11 protein-coding genes, 2 tRNA genes and 1 other RNA gene are annotated in these 16,696 nt (G+C 70.9%); 3 read left to right on the top strand and 11 right to left on the bottom strand.

Annotation, left to right across the window (positions count from 1 at the left end; genetic code table 11):
• Positions 1–26: 26 nt before the first annotated feature.
• The 9 genes from dnaX to H6693_01270 all read right to left on the bottom strand — a co-directional run bounded on the left by dnaX (position 27) and on the right by H6693_01270 (position 6,638).
• The gene (dnaX, locus tag H6693_01310) at positions 27–1,772 is read right to left on the bottom strand and encodes a DNA polymerase III subunit gamma/tau (GenBank protein MCB9514811.1); all 1,746 of its coding nucleotides are present in this window, start codon (positions 1,770–1,772) and stop codon (positions 27–29) included.
• A gap of 28 nt (positions 1,773–1,800) precedes the next feature.
• Positions 1,801–1,901, bottom strand: an RNA gene (gene ffs, locus H6693_01305) — signal recognition particle sRNA small type.
• Between the two features lie 24 nt (positions 1,902–1,925).
• A tRNA-Ser gene (locus H6693_01300) sits at positions 1,926–2,012 on the bottom strand.
• Between the two features lie 5 nt (positions 2,013–2,017).
• A tRNA-Ser gene (locus H6693_01295) sits at positions 2,018–2,102 on the bottom strand.
• Between the two features lie 7 nt (positions 2,103–2,109).
• Entirely contained in the window at positions 2,110–2,574 is a 465-nt protein-coding gene (locus H6693_01290; protein ID MCB9514810.1) for a nucleoside deaminase, read from the bottom strand.
• A 158-nt stretch (positions 2,575–2,732) separates the two neighbouring features.
• Positions 2,733–3,185: a hypothetical protein gene (locus tag H6693_01285; protein ID MCB9514809.1), complete on the bottom strand. Its 453-nt coding sequence runs from the start codon at positions 3,183–3,185 to the stop codon at positions 2,733–2,735.
• Positions 3,186–3,217: 32 nt separating this feature from the next.
• A complete protein-coding gene (locus H6693_01280; protein ID MCB9514808.1) occupies positions 3,218–3,778 on the bottom strand; it encodes a hypothetical protein in 561 nt (186 codons plus the stop codon).
• A 127-nt stretch (positions 3,779–3,905) separates the two neighbouring features.
• The gene (locus tag H6693_01275) at positions 3,906–6,395 is read right to left on the bottom strand and encodes an insulinase family protein (protein MCB9514807.1); all 2,490 of its coding nucleotides are present in this window, start codon (positions 6,393–6,395) and stop codon (positions 3,906–3,908) included.
• Between the two features lie 66 nt (positions 6,396–6,461).
• The gene (locus H6693_01270; protein ID MCB9514806.1) at positions 6,462–6,638 is read right to left on the bottom strand and encodes a hypothetical protein; all 177 of its coding nucleotides are present in this window, start codon (positions 6,636–6,638) and stop codon (positions 6,462–6,464) included.
• Between the two features lie 127 nt (positions 6,639–6,765).
• Between H6693_01270 and amrS the strand changes: the two genes are divergently transcribed.
• Positions 6,766–7,857 carry an AmmeMemoRadiSam system radical SAM enzyme gene (gene amrS, locus H6693_01265; protein MCB9514805.1) on the top strand — a complete coding sequence of 364 codons (1,092 nt, stop codon included), beginning with the start codon at positions 6,766–6,768 and terminating at the stop codon, positions 7,855–7,857.
• On the opposite strand, the gene H6693_01260 is transcribed toward amrS, so the two are convergent.
• Positions 7,854–8,945 carry a BamA/TamA family outer membrane protein gene (locus H6693_01260; protein MCB9514804.1) on the bottom strand — a complete coding sequence of 364 codons (1,092 nt, stop codon included), beginning with the start codon at positions 8,943–8,945 and terminating at the stop codon, positions 7,854–7,856. The two genes, amrS and H6693_01260, sit on opposite strands and share 4 nt — an antisense overlap.
• A 154-nt stretch (positions 8,946–9,099) precedes the next feature.
• Between H6693_01260 and H6693_01255 the strand changes: the two genes are divergently transcribed.
• Together H6693_01255 and H6693_01250 are read left to right on the top strand one after the other, a co-directional pair.
• Positions 9,100–12,474, top strand: coding sequence for a PD40 domain-containing protein (locus H6693_01255; protein ID MCB9514803.1), 3,375 nt, complete (start codon positions 9,100–9,102; stop codon positions 12,472–12,474).
• 273 nt (positions 12,475–12,747) lie between these two features.
• Positions 12,748–13,317: a hypothetical protein gene (locus H6693_01250; GenBank protein MCB9514802.1), complete on the top strand. Its 570-nt coding sequence runs from the start codon at positions 12,748–12,750 to the stop codon at positions 13,315–13,317.
• A 186-nt stretch (positions 13,318–13,503) separates the two neighbouring features.
• Here H6693_01250 and H6693_01245 read toward each other — a convergent pair whose 3' ends face one another.
• Positions 13,504–16,575, bottom strand: coding sequence for a VCBS repeat-containing protein (locus tag H6693_01245; protein ID MCB9514801.1), 3,072 nt, complete (start codon positions 16,573–16,575; stop codon positions 13,504–13,506).
• Positions 16,576–16,696: the final 121 nt, after the last annotated feature.

Genomic DNA, 16,696 nt, shown 5'->3' with positions numbered 1-16,696 from the left:
CTCCTCGTCTGGGACTGGAGTCGGGGTCAGTCTTCCAGCACTTCGCCGTCGAAGCGCTGGAGCAGGTCCTGGATCAGTGGGCTGTCGGCATGGTCGCTCAGCGCCTGCTCGCGCCTGGCCTCGGCCGCGCGCTCCGCGCTGATGCGCGGGCCCGGCGCTGCGGCCGTGGCGCTGCCCGCGGCGAGCTCCAGGCGGATGGCGCGCGCCTGCCCCGTGAGTCCGGCCAGCGTATCGCCCATGAGCCGCAGATGCTCGGGCGTGTCGAGCATGGCCAGATGGAAGGGGTTCTCCACGACGATCCGGTAGTGCTTGCCGCTCGGTCCGCCGGGGCGCGCGCGCTCGAGGAACGAGCCCAGCGACTTCATGCTGCGGCCCACCTGCCGGACGAACTCGCCCCAGAGCTCAGCCGGGTCGTCTCCGGCCATGGCGGCGGGCGCGTCCTGCCGCGCGGCCGCCGCGTCAGGGCTCGCCGTGGCGCCCGGCTGCGGCCGCGGCGACGGCGCGTCCTCGACGCGGGGAGCGGGAGCGGGACGCGGCGCGGCCGAAGCCGCCCTGGCGCTGGGCCCGGGGCGCGAGCGCGCGGGCGGGTCGTCGTCCCCCTGCGCGGAGGGACCGGCGCCGCCGGAGCCCGCGCTCGCGCCATCGAGCGCGCGGAGGCGGCCGAGGAGTTCGGCGAGCACCACGCGGCGCTCGAAGCGGGCGATCTCCACCACCAGGGTCTCGAGCAGGACGCGCGGCTGGCTGGCGTAGCGGATCTGGTCGGCGCGCTCCCCCACCAGCCGGGTCAGGTGCAGCAGGTCTTCCACCTGCCAGCCGGCCGCGAGTTCGGCGCAGCGGGCGTGGTCGTCGGCCCCCATCTCGCCGGCGAGCAGCCCGGGGTCGAGTCGCAGGAAGAGCAGGTCGCGGAAGTGGCGCACCAGGCCGAGCGCGAACTCGCGCGCGCCGAGACCCGTGCCGAGCACGGTGTCCAGCGCGCGGAGGGCGGCGGCGGCGTCCTCGGCCTGCCAGGCCTCGTCGAGCGCGAAGTAGTGGTCGTGGCGCGTGAGGCCGAGGATGCCCGTCACCGCGTCGAGATCGAGGGCGCCGTCGCTCGCGGCGAGGGCCTGGTCGAGCAGCGTGATGCCGTCGCGCATGCTGCCGTCGGCGCGGCGCGCGATCGCCTGCAGCGACTCGGCCGGCACCGCGACGTTCTCGCGCTCGCAGATCGTGCCGAGGCGGCCGGCGATCTCGTCGGCGCCGAGCAGGCGGAACGCGAAGCGCTGGCAGCGCGAGTGGATCGTCGGCAGGATCTTGTGCGGTTCGGTGGTCGCGAGCACGAAGACGGTGTTCGGCGGCGGCTCCTCGAGGGTCTTGAGCAGCGCGTTGGCGCCGTGGGCGCTGATCTGGTGGGCCTCGTCGAGGATGTAGACCTTGTAGCGGCCACCCATGCTGCCGAGCGCCGCCTCGGCGCGCACGCCGCGGATGTCGTCGACGCCGCCCGAGCTCGCCGCGTCGATCTCGATCACGGCAAGGCTGTTGCCCGCCGCGACCGCCTTGCAGGACGCGCATTCGCCGCAGGGCTGCGAGGTGGGTCCGCGCTCGCAGTTGAGCGCCTTGGCCAGGATGCGGGCGGTGGTGGTCTTGCCGCAGCCGCGCGGACCGGAGAAGAGGTAGGCCTGGGCCAGGCGGCCCTGGTCCACGGCGCCGGCGAGGACGCTCGTCACGGCCTGCTGGCCCACGATCTCCTCGAAGCCGCCGGGACGGTATTTCAGGGCCAGAACCCGGTACTCCAAGCGTCCTCACCTCCAGCGGGGATCGGAAAGGGGCCAGGCGGCTCCACGGCACATCCGAGGGCTTTTCGTACCGCTGCTATCTTCCGATCCTGACGGAGTTGGAAAACTCGGATTGCGTGGGACCTGGCCCCAAAACAGCCTGCTAGCAATGGGCGGAGAGGCAGGGATTCGAACCCTGGGAACCCGTGAGGGCTCAACGGTTTTCGAGACCGTCCCGTTCAACCGCTCCGGCACCTCTCCCAAGGCGGAGAGTCTGGGATTCGAACCCAGGGTACCTTTCGGTACACACGATTTCCAGTCGTGCCGATTCGACCGCTCTCGCAACTCTCCCGTGCACTCAGTCTTCCCGGAGCTTGCGGAAGAACCCCCGCATCAGCCTGGCCGCCTCGTCGTCCAGGATCCCGCCCTGTACCTCGACGCTGTGATTCCAACTCGACACCGCCGGGACGTCGATGATGGAACCGCAGGCGCCGAACTTGGGATCCTTGGCTCCGAAGACGACTCGCTGAATGCGAGCCAGATGGATGGCTCCGATGCACATCGTGCAGGGTTCCAAGCTAACATAGAGGGTGCACTGGTTCAAGCGCCAGCTTTTGAGGGTGCCGGCCGCGGCGGTGATGGCCAGGAGTTCGGCGTGCGCCGTGGGGTCCTGGAGCGTCTCCACCGAGTTGTGCCCGCGGCCGACCACGATGTCCTGGTGGACCACGACGGCCCCCACCGGCACCTCCTCCTTGGCGAAGGCGGCCTGCGCCTCGTCGAGGGCCATCCACATGAAGTAGGTGTCGGTCTCGAGCCTGTCCATGGTCACTCCGCGCGGCGTCCGGCCGATTCCGGCGCGGGGGCATTAGACCCCAAGCCGTCCCGACCGGCAAGGCAATTTCCCGGGGATGCGAGAACGCTGGGAGCAAGAAGAAGGCCCCGCCGCGGGCGGGGCCTCGAAGACGATGCGCTGGGGAAGGATCAGCCGCGCTGGGCGAGGATGCGGCCGCAGCGCCGCAGCGACTTCACCGGCAGGACCACCCGGACGTGCTCGTCGCCGGACTCCACCTCGATGCGCAGGCGGCGGCGCTCCTTGATCACGAGCACGCGGTCCGCGCCGGACTCCACGCGCACGAACTCCCCGTCGGGGCAGTTCGCCAGCCCGTCGCAGGCGGCCAGGAGCACGGGCTGCCAGGCCACGGGGGCGTCGTCGAGTTCCTCCGCGGCCTGGGCGTAGACGTCACGCGGCACCAGCAGCAGCCCCGCCTCGAGGAGTCCCGAAGGCAGGCTGAGACGGATCGGCGGGGCGCCGCTGCCGCTCACGTGCACCTGCACGCTGCCCGGTCCGACGAAGAACCAGAAGCCCACGCCGGCGATGAGAACGGCCAGCGCGACCCCGGCCAGAAGCGACAGTGCGACGTTGCTGCGACTCATGACGACCTCCTCCTTCCGACTTTCACGTGGGCCTAGATGCCCTCCATGCTGGAGTCCACCCAGACGCGCACCTTCGACTCGCCGTCGTCGACCGTCACCAGGGTGCTGCCCTTGCCGTCGCCCAGCACTTCGAGCGCGGCCTTGATGTTCAGCGAGTTCTCGCCGCCGTCGAGCATGGCCTTGGCGACGGCGATGGGGATCTCCACCTGGACGATCTCGCCGTCGTCCTTCACGTCCACGTGCAGCGTGTCCTTCTTCTTGTGGACGGTCACGGTGACGTCGTCGCCCTCCTCGATGCGGACGAACTCGCCGTCCTTCGACTTGACCGCCGCCTCGAGGATGGCCGTCACCAGGGCGGGGTCGAACTCCTGGTCCTCCAGGACGATGTTGCCGTTGCGGAACTGCTCGCTGTCCACCGAGGCGAGCACGCTGGCCACGAGTTCAATGGGCAGGTTCACGGAGACCTTGTCCTCGCCGTCCAGCACCCGGACGTGGAGCCAGCGCTCCGCATCCGCCCGGGCGGGCGAGCTGCCCGCGGCCAGCAGGGTCGTCAGGGTCGCGAGCACGAGGGCGAAGAGGGTTAGCTTGCGCATCGTCTACCTCCGGCTGGGACGGCCCGTCGCGGGCCGCCAACCCCCTACGGGGCGGCGCGCAGCGGGTTACAGCGACACGAAGCCCCGCCTCCTGGCGAGGAGGCGGGGCCGAGAGGAAAGGCGAAGCCTAGAGCTCGTCGGCGCTGACTTCCACCACCTGGTCGTCCATGCCGATCTCCGCCAGCTGCGGCAGGACCTCCTTCTTGTCCCCGACGATCACGATCTGCATGGTGTCGGGGTGGAGCATCTCCCTGGCGCTGCGATTGGCGCGGGCAAGGTCCATGGCCTGGACCCGGTCCACGTAGTCGCTCCACTCGCTGAGCGGCATGGCTTCCGTCAGCAGTTCGGAGAGCTGGCCGGCCATGCCCTCGAGCGTCTCGAAGCGCTGCGGGTAGCCCTGCACCAGGCGGTTCTTGCAGTCGACGAACTCCTGGTCGCCGATCGGCCGCGCCCCCTGGATGTCCCGGATCTCCTTGAACATCTCCTTCAGCGACGCGCCCGTGAACTGGGTCTGCACGCCCGCGGCGCAGCCCCAGCTCCCGGCGCCCTTGAGGCCGTTCACGAAGCTGTAGCTGCCGTAGGTGTAGCCCTTGTCCTCGCGCAGGTTCATGTTGATGCGCGCGATGAACCCGCCGCCCAGCGCCGCGTTCATCACCTCGAAGGGCAGGAACTCGGCAGAGGCGCGCTCGGGGCCCAGCTGGCCGACGACGATCATGCTCTGCTGCGCGTCGGGCCGGTCCAGCAGCGCGATCCGCGGCCCCGTGGCCGGCTTCGGTGCGGGGATGCTGACCGCGGGCACGTCGCCGCGCTTCCACTTGCCGAGGGCCTTGTCCAGGTGGGCCCTGGCCTCCGCCAGCGTGATGTCCCCCACCACCACGACCATGGCGTTGTTGGGCCGGTAGTGCGTGGCGTGGAAACCCACCAGGTCCTCGCGGGTCAGGCGGGAGACGGACGCCGCCGTCCCCGTGCCGGTCATCGGCTGGGCGTAGGGATGGCCCTCGCCGAAGAGCCGCTGCTGCATGAGCTTGACCGCGGCCAGCCGCGGCTGGCTGTTCTCCTGGCGGATCTGCCCGAGGGTGCTCTTGCGCTGGCGCTCCACCTCGTCGGCGGGGAAGGACGCGTTCATCACCACGTCGCCCATGAGCTCCAGGCCGGCGTCCAGCTGGCTGCGCAGGATGTTGAGCGAGACCTGCGAGCCGTCGAACGCGCTGTTCGTGCCCAGGCGCGCGCCCAGGCGGCGGGCGTCCTCGGCGATCTGCAGCGCGTCGCGGCGCTTGGTGCCCTCGTCCAGCAGCTCGGCCGTGAAGGCGGCCGTGCCCGGCCGGTCGACGGGATCGGCCGCCCAGCCGCTCTTGAAGTTCAGCGTCACCTGGACCAGCGGCAGCTCGTGCTTCTGGACCACGTAGATCTCCAGGCCGTTGTCCAGCGTGGCCCGCTCCACCGCGGGCGGCGCGAAGCTCACGGCCTCGCCGGGCGCGGGCAGCCCCTCGGGCATGCCGGCCTCGCCGGACGCCACGCGGCTGTGCTCGGGCACGATGTAGAGCACCGCGCGCCGGGTGGCGGGCAGGTACTCGTCGACGTAGCCGGCCACGTCGGCGGGGGTGACCTGGCGGTAGCGGTTCACGTCCCACTGCAGACGGTTCGGGTCGCCCAGGAAGGTGTTGTAGTTGTTCATCAGGTCGGCCTTGCCGCCCCAGGCGCCCACGCGCTGGAGCCGGCGCATGAAGCGCGACTCGTAGCCCACCTTGGCCAGCTCGAGCTCGTCCTTGGTGACGCCCTTCGCGCGCAGCGCGGCCAGTTCCTCGTCGATCACCGCCTCGATCGTCTCGAGCGCCACGCCCTCGCGGGCCGTGACCTCGATGGTGAAGACGCCGCTGAGCTCGCGGCCGTCCTCCCAGGCGGAGACGTCCTGCGCGATCTCCATCTCGTAGACCAGGCGCTTGTAGAGGCGCGAGGTCTTGCCGCCGGCCAGGACGGAGGCCAGCAGGTCGAACTCGGCGTCACCCGGCTGGTAGTTGCCCGGCGTGTGCCAGCTCATCGTGAGCTGGGGCAGCTCGACGGCGTCCTCGGCCACGAGGCGGCGCTCGCCGTCCAGGCGCGGAATCCAGCTCTCCAGGCGATCCACCTGCGGCCCGCTGGGGATGGGCGCGAAGTACTTCTCGATCAGCGCCTTGGCCTCGGCGCTGTCGAAGTCGCCGGCCACGGCCAGAGACGCGTTGTTCGGCGCGTAGTAGCGGCGGAAGAAGTCGGAGACGTCCTCCAGCGAGGCCGCCGACAGGTCGTCCATGCTCCCGATGACAGTATGCGAGTAGGGATGGTCGGACGGGTAGAGCAGCTCCGTCATGATCTCGTAGCCCTTGGCGTAGGGCTGGTTCTCGCCCTGACGCTTCTCGTTCTTCACCACGTCCTTCTGGTTGGCGAGCTTCTCCTCGGTCATGGCCGGCAGCAGGTAGCCCATGCGGTCGGCCTCGAGGTAGAGCGCCAGGTCCAGCTGATCGCTGGGGACGTTCTCCCAGTAGTTGGTGCGGTCCTCCGTGGTAGAGCCGTTCACCTGCCCGCCCGTCTTCTGCAGGGGCAGGAAGTAGTCGTCGTCGTAGTGCTCCGAGCCCTGGAACATCATGTGCTCGAACAGGTGGGCGAAGCCCGTGCGGCCCGGCTTCTCGTTCTTGGAGCCGACGTGGTACTAGACGTTGACCGCCACGATGGGCGTGCTGTGATCCTCGTGGAGGATGACGTCCAGGCCGTTGGGCAGCTCGTAGTGCTCGATGGCGAGTGCGGGGAGCTCGTCGGCGGCCCGCGCCGGCTGCGCGGCGGCGAGGACGAGGAGCAGGCCCGCAGCCGCGAGGGATGCGCTGCGCATGAATGAAGCCTCCGGTAATGAGTGGAAGGAGATGATGCCCGTACGCGGCTCCCGATTCAAGGTTGCACCCCATCGCTTCGGGTGATTCCCCCTGGGGCGCCGGCCCCGCCGGGGCTATACTGGGCCCATGGGCACCGCTCCCCATGCCGTGGGCCACTGGCGACCGCTCGACGACGGCCGCCTGGAGTGCACCCTCTGCCCCCACCGCTGCCGACTGGCGGACGGGCAGCGCGGCTTCTGCTACGTCCGCCGGCGCGAGGGCGGCACCCTGGTGCTCGACACCTACGGCCGCTCCAGCGGCTTCTGCGTCGATCCCATCGAGAAGAAGCCCCTGAACCACTTCCTGCCCGGCACGCCGGTGCTGTCCTTCGGCACGGCGGGGTGCAACCTCTTCTGCCGCTTCTGCCAGAACTGGGAGATGAGCAAGGCCCGCGAGCAGGACGTCCTCGCCGCCCCGGCCGGCCCCGCGCGCATCGCCGAGGCTGCCGTCCACGCGGACTGCCGCAGCGTGGCCTTCACCTACAACGACCCGGTGATTTTCCTGGAGTACGCCGTCGACGTGGCCGCGGCCTGTCGCGAGCGGGGCGTGGCCTCGGTGGCCGTCACCGCGGGCTACGTGGAGGAGGCCGGACGCCGCGAGCTCTTCGGCGCGATGGACGCCGCCAACGTGGACCTCAAGGCCTTCAGCGAGGACTTCTACCGCAAGCTCACCGGCGGCAAGCTGGGCGTGGTGCTCGAGACGCTGGAGTACCTGGCGCGGGAGACCGAGGTCTGGCTGGAGGTCACCACCCTCCTCATCCCGGGGGAGAACGACGGCGACGCCGAGCTCGAGCGACTCGCCGCCTGGTGCGCCGAACGCCTCGGCCCGGACGTCCCCCTGCACTTCACGGCCTTCCATCCCGACTTCCGCATGCTGGACCACGCCCCCACTCCGCCGGCCACCCTGCGCCGCGCGCGGCGGATCGCCAGGGCCGCGGGACTGCGGCACGTCTACACAGGGAACGTGCGGGACGCCGAGGGCGGCAGCACCTGGTGCGCGGGCTGCGGCGCGCTGCTGATCGAGCGGGACGGCTATCGCCTCGGCCACTGGGGACTGGACGCCCGCGGACGCTGCGCGGACTGCGGAACGCCCCTCGCCGGCCGCTTCGAGGCGGCGCCCGGCGCCTGGGGCGGAGGCCGGCGGGTCCTGGATCTCGGCGAGGGCGACGTCGGCGCCTAGAACGCCTCGCCGACGGACATCGTCACGCTGCTCTCCCCCTGCTCGCCCCAGCCGAGGTCGAAGCGGAGGTGCAGTTCGCTGCCCGCGTCGTAGAGGTAGCGGAAGCCCAGACCGCCGCCGAGGCGGGGATCGCCCGGCCGCAGATCGGCCACGCGGGGCGCCACGTCTCCCAGCCCGCCGAAGAGCACCACGCCGAGGGGCCCCACGAGCGACGAGCGACGCAGCTCGAGCTGGGCGAGGAAACGGCTGCGGTCCCGGTAGCGGGCGCCGGGGTAGCCGCGCAGCTCCTGGTCGCCGCCGAGGGCGGGAAGCTGGTCGAAGGGCACGTCGCCGTGGGCGTCGTCCAGCGCGAGCTGCAGCGCCAGGACGCCGAGCGCCCCGACCGCGCGGTAGCCGCGCAGGTCGATCCCGTAGCGCTCCCAGTCGAGGTCGCCGCCGAGCCCGCGGCGGAAGGCGGTGCCCGCGAGGCTGGCGAACAGCCCGCGCCGGGGCCACCAGTCGGAGTCGCGGCTGTCGTAGCGGACGATGAGGCCGAGGCCGGCGAAGGCGTAGCCGTCGCTGCCCGTGAGGACGGCGGACTCCAGCACGCCGCCCGCCTCGAGCTCGCCGTAGCTGCGCCGGCCGCCCGAGGCGCTGGCCCCCAGTTCCCAGGCGCTGCCGAGACGGCGCAGGTAGGTCAGGGCCCCCGAACCGCCGCGGGGGGTGTAGTCCTCCTCTGTTCCCACGGGGGTCGCACGGCCCATCCCGTAGTAGGTGCTCGGGAACTTCTTGTAGTCCAGGCGCCAGACCAGGTGGTGGCGCCGGCCCATCCAGTAGTTCTCGCCCCCCAGGGCGGCGATCACCTGGCGCTTCTGGCTGTACAGGAAGCTCAGGGCGACGTTCGAGCGGCGGCAGTCGGGGTCGTCCGTCTCCTCGCAGCCGAAGAGCCGCATGAGCATGGCCCCGCCCATGAGCTCCGTATCCGTGGAGTAGCCCAGCGCCGGGATGAAGACCCAGTCGCGGCGCGGGGCCTCGTCCCCGCGGGCCGCCGAGGCCAGACCCAGCAGGGCCGGCAGGATGACGAGCAGGCGGGTCAGGGCACGGCGCACGGCGACCTCTCGGCGGAATTCGCTTGAAACACGGACAGGTCCGGCACAGTAGTCTACCCATTCCCCGGAATCAACCGTTCCCGGCGCCCGGGCGCCGGGAAGCGCGCGCGACGGGCAGGTCCCGCCCCGCGGACACCACGTCATGGAGGCAGCGATGATGCATTGCTCCGCCGGCGGATCCATCCGTCGATTCTTCCGTCACAGTGCGAAGAGCCCCTGGGGCGGGTTGGCGCTCGCGCTCCCGCTCCTGCTCGCCCTGAGCGCGGCGGCCGACGCGTCCACCGGCTACCTGCGCACGCCGGACATCCACGGGGACACGGTGGTCTTCTGCGCCGAGGGCGATCTCTGGACCGTCGCCGCCGGCGGCGGCCTCGCCCGGCGGCTCACCACCCACGACGGCGCCGAGACCAATCCGAGCTATTCCCCCGACGGCAAGTGGATCGCCTTCTCGGGGCAGTACGACGGCAACCGCGACGTCTTCGTCATGCCCGCCGCGGGCGGCGAACCGCGTCGCCTGACCTGGCATCCCGCCCCGGACGAGGTCATCGGCTGGACGCCCGACGGCCAGCGGATTCTCTTCCGCAGCTGGCGCGAGTCGGCCCCCACGTCCTGGGAGCTCTTCAGCGTGCCGGCGGCCGGCGGCGACGTCCAGCGGCTGCCCCTCGGCTGGTGCTCGCGCCTGGACATCGACCCGGCGAGCGGGCGCTACGCCTTCAACCGCATCAACCGCGAGTCCCGCACCTGGAAGCGCTACCGCGGCGGACTGGCCGCCACGATCTGGGTGGGCGATCCCAAGCGGGAGGACTACCGCGAGGTCACCACCTTCACGGGGACGAACGGCTACCCCATGTGGCACAGCGGGCGGATCGTCTACCTCTGCGACGAGGGCGGCACGGCCAACCTCTGGTCGATGCAGCCCGATGGCTCCGACCGCAAGCAGCTCACGCACGAGGACGTGTGGGACGCCCGCTGGCCGTCGATGGGGCCTGACGGGCGGGTCGTCTACATGCTGGCCGGCGGCATCAAGGTCTTCGATCCGGCGAGCGGCCAGAGCCGCGAGATCCCGATCGAGCTGCCCAGCGAGCGCCTGCTCACCCGCGAGCGCTACAGCGACGTGGCGCGCTACGTGACGGGCTTCAGCCTGTCGCCCGACGGCGATCGCCTCGCGGTGGTCGCCCGCGGCGAGATCTTCTCCGTGCCCGCGGAGGACGGCGTGACGCTCGCCGTGACCCGCGGCAACGGCGCCCGCGAGGAGGCGGCCGAGTTCAGCCCCGACGGCAAGCGCCTGCTCTACCTCACGGACGAAGGACACGAGGAGAGCTTCCGCACGGCCGACGCCTGGGGCCGCGGCGACGTGAAGGTCGTCGTGCCCGCCGCGGAGCGCGGCTACCACTACCCGGCGGTCTGGGCGCCCGACGGCAAGCACATCGCCTACGGCGACGATCAGCAGACCCTGTGGGTCGCCCCCGCCGACGGCGGCAAGCCCGTGCAGGCGGACGCGAGCGACCGCGCGCCGATCACCGACTACACCTGGAGCCCCGACGGGCGCTGGCTGGCCTACACGAAGCGCCTCGACAACGACTTCGCGTCGGTGTTCATCTACGACAGCCAGGACAAGGAGACGCGCCGCATCACCAGCGTCTACACGGAGGACCAGTCCCCCGCCTGGGACCCCGACGGCAAGTACCTCTACTTCAGCAGCAGCCGGGCGATGAATCCCGTCTTCGGCAGCCGCGACTTCAACGTGGTGGAGGCGAACAACGTCAAGCTCTACCTGACCCTGCTCCAGGCCGACGGCGAGAACCCCTTCGCCCACCTCGAGGGCATGCCGCCCGGCGCCGAGGACGAGAAGGACAAGGAGAAGGCCAAGGACAAGGACAAGGCCGACAAGAAGGACAAGGACAAGAAGGACGACGAGGACAAGGACGACGACGCCCTCGAGCCGGTGAAGATCGACTTCGACGGCATCGGGAATCGCAGCGTCGCGCTGGACGTCCCGGCCGGCCAGTACGGCGGCCTGGGCGCCGTGAGCGGCAAGCTCTTCTACTTCAGCCGGCCGCTGCAGGGCTGGTCCGAGGGACAGGACGAGGACGGTCCCGGCGCCACCCTCATGGCCTTCGACCTCGAGTCCAAGGAGGCCGACACCTTCATGGACGGCGTCGCGGCCTACAGCCTCGCGCTCAAGGCCGACAAGATCGCCGTCGCCAAGGGCCGCGGCGAGCTCTACGTGGTGGGCACCGGCAGCGCGCCCAGCGATCTGGGCGAGAGCCGCGTGAGCCTGGACGGCATCGTCATCGACCTCGATCCCCGCGAGGAGTGGAGCCAGATCTACTACGAGGCCTGGCGCCGCATGCGCGATCGCTACTGGGATCCGAACATGGCCGGCGCCGACTGGAAGAGCCTGCGCGATCAGTACGCCTCGCTGCTGCCGCGCCTGGCCAACCGCGACGACCTGCGCGACCTGCTCGGCGAGCTCATCGGCGAGCTGAGCACCAGCCACACCTACGTCTGGGGCGGCGACTACGCCGTGCGCCCGCAGTCGGTCGCCACCGGCCTGCTCGGCGCGGATCTCGCGCGCGAGGGGGACGTCTACCGCGTCGCGCGCATCTACTATGGCGACGAGGCGGACGACCTCCCCTCGCCCCTGCTGGCGGCAGGCGTGAACGTCAAGGTGGGCGACGTCCTGCTGGCCGTGAACGGCCGCGGCTTCGCGGCGGACCGTCCCTTCCTGGCCAGCCTCGAGAACTTCGCCGACAAGGACGTCCTCCTCACCGTGGCCGCCGACGCCGCGGGCAAGAAGGACCGTCGCGACGTCGTGGTCCACACCCTGGGCTCGGAGAACGCCCTGCGCTACGCCGACTGGGTGCGCCACAACCGCGAGTGGGTGGACAAGCAGTCCGGCGGCAAGTTCGGCTACCTGCACATCCCCGACATGGGCTACGACGGCATGACCACCTTCGACCGCTGGTTCTACCCCCAGTGCGACAAGGAGGGCATGGTCGTCGACTGCCGCTGGAACGGCGGCGGCTTCGTGTCGCAGATCCTGCTCGAGCGCTTCCGTCGCCCGGTGACGGCCTGGGACCGCAACCGCTGGGGACGCCTCGACAAGTACCCGCAGATGAGCCTCAACGGCCCCTTCGTCGTGCTGACGAACCAGTTCGCCGGCTCCGACGGGGACATCTTCCCCCGCGCGGTGCAGATCGAGAAGCTGGCGCCGGTCATCGGCAAGCGCTCCTGGGGCGGCGTGATCGGCATCAACATGGCCAGGATCCTGGTCGACGGCGGCGTCGTCACCTATCCCTACTCGGCCTGGTGGGACCGGATGGGCGGCTGGAGCATCGAGAACCACGGCGTGGACCCGGACATCGAGGTGGAGAACCAGCCCGAGGACGTGGCCGCGGGCAAGGACAGCCAGCTCGAGCGCGGCCTCGCCGAGCTCACGCGGCTCCACAAGGAGAACCCGCCGGCGAAGCCGGACTTCGAGCCGATCAAGTCCAAGAGCCGGGGCGCCTACAAGCGCGAAGGCTAGTCGCGGCGACCGAGGGCGGCGCGGCGCTCCCGACGGGGGCGCCGCGCCGTTCTTCATGGTGGCGTCCTGCGTGCGGGACCGCCCCCCGCCTCCATCCTGGCAACTCCCTTGCACTGCGCACCCATGTCAGCGGCGCGAGCCCTGGCCGAGATGGCGCGAGATTCCCCGACGTTCCCCGTGCCGTCCCGTGATGCCCCGCAATCCCCGGGGCGAGCGCAGGAATCCCGGCAGCCGCTGACACAGGGGCTGCACAAACGCGCAAGGAGTTGCAAAATGAAGAAGCTGCTAATGGCTTTCGTCGTCCTCACGCTGGCCACCGGCGTGGCCACCGCCGACACCTACATCGGCATGTACGCCGCGCCCACGGCCACCGAGTGCTACGCGGGCACCAGCGTCTACACCGCCACCACGGTCTACTTCACGGCCTGGGTCGACACGGACTGGAGCGGCGAGATCTCGGCCGCCGAGTTCTACGTCGAGAACTTCCCCGAGGCCGCCGGCATGGGCGTGATCACCGAGAACTGGAACACCGATCTCGTCATCGGCGTCATCAGCTACGGCATCGCCCTGGCCTTCAACCCGCCGCTCAGCGGCCCGCTGGCCGCGCTGGGCAGCGTGGACTTCTTCACGACGGATGCGAACTGGATCCCGGCCGACTACTCGATGTACGTGCGTCCGAGCCGCGCCAGCAACGGCCTGCTGCTCGTCGACACGGATGGCATCGAGTACCAGGTCGGCGGCGGCATGTTCACGTTCAACTGCAGCAACCCCACGAACTGCGACTGCCTCGAGGGTGTTGCCACGGACGACGCGAACTGGAGCTCCGTGAAGGCGCTCTACTAGCCGACGCCCGACACTCGCCGGTCGCCTCGGCGACCCGCTTGCAACGACAGACGGGCCGCGCAATCGCGCGGCCCGTTCTTCATTGGGAGCAAGCCCTGTGTCCGGGTCGCTCTCCTCTGCCCGCGAGCAGTCGCGCGTCCGGGTCGCGCGCCTTCGAAGCGGCGCACGAGAGGACGCGCTGCTGCGTCACTTTAGCAGCACCAGCTTCTGCGACTCCCGCCGTCCCTCGGCCACCAGCTGCACCAGGTAGACGCCGCTGGCCAGCGGCGTGCCCGCGTCGTCGCGGCCGTCGAAGCGCAGCGCGCTCTCGCCCGCCGGCCGGGCGGCGCCGTCCAGCAGCAGACGCACCCGGCGCCCGGCGAGATCGTAGATCGCCAGGCTGACCCTGCGGGGCGCGTCGAGCGTGAAGCGGAGCGTCGTGCTCGGGTTGAAGGGATTCGGCTGGGCGGCGTGCAGGCGCAGGGGCGCGGGGGCGTCCTCCACGGCGGTCACCGTTTCGCTCACCAGCAGGTGCTGATCCGCGGCCAGCGTGGTCATGACCTGCGTGACGCCGCTGGGCCAGCGCAGGATCAGGGAGTCCACCTGCGTCGCCGAGCCCAGGCCGAAGTGCAGGGTCGGCGCGTTCTGGGAGAAGGTGCCCGCGTCGCCGCCCAGCGTGCGGGTGACGCGCTGCCCGCCGGCCACGGCCGTCACGGTGGCGCCGATGCCGAGACGATTCGACGCCGTGCCCTCCAGATCCAGCAGGAGCCAGTGGCCGCCCACGCCATCGTTGCGCAGGAGCCGGTTCGGGCCGCCTGCGTTGACGAGGTAGACGTCCAGGTCGCCGTCACCGTCGACGTCCGCCCAGGCTGCGGCGTTGCCGTTGCCCGCGTCGCCGAGCAGCGGATGGGTGGCGTCGCTGAAGGCCTCGCCGCCGTCGTTGTGCAGCAGCACGTTGGCGCCGTTGTTCACGACGTAGAGGTCGAGCCGGCCGTCGGCGTCCACGTCCACCCAGCTGGCGCTGCGGCCGGCGCCGGCGTCGAGCAGCGCGCCGGAGCCGCTGGACACGAAGACGCCCCCGTCGTTGCGGAAGTAGCGGTTCGCGCCGTCGTTGACGATGTAGAGGTCCAGGTCGCCGTCGCCGTCCGCGTCGCCCCAGGCGGCGCCGTAGCCGTTGCCGCTGTCGGTGAGCCCCGTGGCGTAGGTGGCGTCGGTGAAGCTGCCGTCGCCGTTGTTGCGGTAGAAGTAGTTCGTACCGGAACGCACGAGGTACAAGTCGAGGTCGCCGTCGCCGTCCGCGTCGCCCCAGTTGGCCGAGCGGCCCCAGCCGGCGTTGCCCAGGGGCGAGGCGGCCACGTTCGCGAAGCTGCCGTCGCCCAGGTTGTGCAGGAGCAGGTCGGGCTTGTAGACCTGGGCCACGTAGACGTCCACGAGCCCGTCGCCGTCGTAGTCGCCCCAGGCGAGGTCGCTGCTGTAGCCGTCGCCGACGACGTCGCCGGCGGTGATGTCGGTGAAGGTCCCCGCGTCGTTGCGGAAGAGCAGGTTCGTCTCGCCGCCGGTGCGCAGCAGGTAGAGGTCGAGGTCGCCGTCGTTGTCGATGTCCGCCCAGGCCGCGCCGCGGCTGAAGCCGTTGACGTCCACCGGCGGCGCGCTGCCGTCCGCGAAGCTGCCCACGCCGTCGCCGAAGTAGAGATGGTTGGCGCTGCTGCTGTTGCTCAGGTAGAGATCCGCGCCGCCCACGCCGTCGCAGTCGCCCCAGCTCGCGGACTGCCCCGCGCCGCCGTCGTCCAGGGGCGCGCCGCCGGCCTCCGACCAGGCGCCGGCGCCGAAGATGCCGAAGACGCCGCTCCAGCCGAACTTCAGGTCGTCGCCCACCACCTTCAGGCGGTAGGCGTTGCCGGTGCCCCAGGCGGACTGCACCGTGCCCAGGGGAATCTCCTCGCCGTCGTTCGCGGTCCAGTCGGCGAGACGGGCCACGAACTGCGTGCCGTCGTAGAGGTCCACCACCACCTGGCTGCCGCTGGCGCCGCTCCAGTGCACGGCGGGGATGGGATCGCCGTGGGTCCAGATCTCGCCGTTCGCGGGATCGCTCACGGCGAAGTAGCCCAGCGGCTCGATGTTCACCAGCATGGCCTCGACCATGGGGTCGCAGCCCGACCAGGGGCAGTAGACCTCGTCCAGGGCGTACCAGAGGTTCTGCCCGCCGCCCCAGCCGTAGTTCATGTGGTAGTAGCGCGCGCCGGCGTCTTCCTGGTGACCGTCGCAGATGATCGAGTGCGTGTTGATGCGATAGTGCGTGGGCCGGGGCGGGAAGGCGTCCAGCTCCTCGCAGATCCGCGCCCACCAGCCGTCGGCGGTGTGACCGCTGCGGTTGATGAAGTCGATGTCCGTGGAGTAGCGGAAGTAGTCGGGGTAGACGCTCTCGCCCCAGGACACGTAGGTGCCCGAGGCGCAGACGCCGTAGTCCATCTCGAAGGCCACGCCGACCTCGTAGTTCAGCTCGGCGGCGGCCGCCGCCTGCGCGGCCGTGTAGCCGCTGGTGTAGCTGTCGAGGATGAGATCCCAGTCGTAGGGATCGGAGAAGTCGGCGCTCAGGATGCCGCCGCCGACGTTCTCGCCGCAGGAGTCGTCGCCGCCCCACTGGTAGCTGTGGGAGCCCTCGCCGGCCGGCGGATACTGCCAGTACTTCATGATCATCGCCGCGCTGGTGGCCACGCAGCCCACGACGCAGATGCCGCCGTCGCCCTGCGGACAGGCGTTCTTGTAGGGCGCGCTCTGGTGCCAGCTGCTGGCGATGAAGGGCCCCACCGGCGTGTCCCGGGGCGTCTCGGCATCGCCGGCCAGCAGCCGGTCCCAGGCCTCGCGCGCGCGGTCGACCGCGGGGTCCTCCCCGGCGGCCAGCGCGCCGCGCGCCTCGAGCAGGTCGAGGCTCTCGCCGAGCGTGAAGCGCAGCAGGTCGGCGACGCCGCCGTCGTCGGCGGGATCGAAGTCGGTCTCGAAGGAGAAGGCCTTGATGGGCGGCAGCGCGCGCCGCGCCGAGACGACGATCACGCCGGCCGGCTCCAGGGGCAGCCGATAGGCCAGCAGCCGCCCCTCGGCGGTGAAGGGCTGGCAGTCGAGGATGCGCGCCGTGGGCGCCGCCCCCCGCGCCTGACGGGCGCCGAGCCAGGTCTCGGCCACCTGCCGGGCGTCCTCCCGGTTCACGGCCTGGGCGAAGGCGCTGCCGGCGACGGCGAGCAGCAGCAGGGCGACAAGAACGCGGAACGCGTTGGAGCGCATGGGGAACTCTCCTGGCTGGAGTCCGGAGTGGCGGCGAGGCGTACGCTCAACTATAGCAGGTGAGGCCTGGCTGGCAAAGGCCGGAGTCGGGACGGACGCGCCCTGGACAGTCCCCGCCCCG

Source organism: Candidatus Latescibacterota bacterium (genome assembly GCA_020633725.1).
GTDB lineage: Bacteria > Krumholzibacteriota > Krumholzibacteriia > JACNKJ01 > JACNKJ01 > VGXI01.
This window is presented reverse-complemented; position numbering and strand designations above follow the sequence as displayed.

Coding starts and splice junctions, on each gene's coding strand:
- H6693_01275 (MCB9514807.1), bottom strand. CDS start 6,395: ATGTTCCAGGGCTCGGAGCACTACGACGACGACTACTTCCTGCCCCTG.
- H6693_01255 (MCB9514803.1), top strand. CDS start 9,100: ATGATGCATTGCTCCGCCGGCGGATCCATCCGTCGATTCTTCCGTCAC.
- H6693_01270 (MCB9514806.1), bottom strand. CDS start 6,638: ATGCGCAGCGCATCCCTCGCGGCTGCGGGCCTGCTCCTCGTCCTCGCC.
- H6693_01290 (MCB9514810.1), bottom strand. CDS start 2,574: ATGGACAGGCTCGAGACCGACACCTACTTCATGTGGATGGCCCTCGAC.
- amrS (MCB9514805.1), top strand. CDS start 6,766: ATGGGCACCGCTCCCCATGCCGTGGGCCACTGGCGACCGCTCGACGAC.
- H6693_01245 (MCB9514801.1), bottom strand. CDS start 16,575: ATGCGCTCCAACGCGTTCCGCGTTCTTGTCGCCCTGCTGCTGCTCGCC.
- H6693_01250 (MCB9514802.1), top strand. CDS start 12,748: ATGAAGAAGCTGCTAATGGCTTTCGTCGTCCTCACGCTGGCCACCGGC.
- H6693_01285 (MCB9514809.1), bottom strand. CDS start 3,185: ATGAGTCGCAGCAACGTCGCACTGTCGCTTCTGGCCGGGGTCGCGCTG.
- H6693_01280 (MCB9514808.1), bottom strand. CDS start 3,778: ATGCGCAAGCTAACCCTCTTCGCCCTCGTGCTCGCGACCCTGACGACC.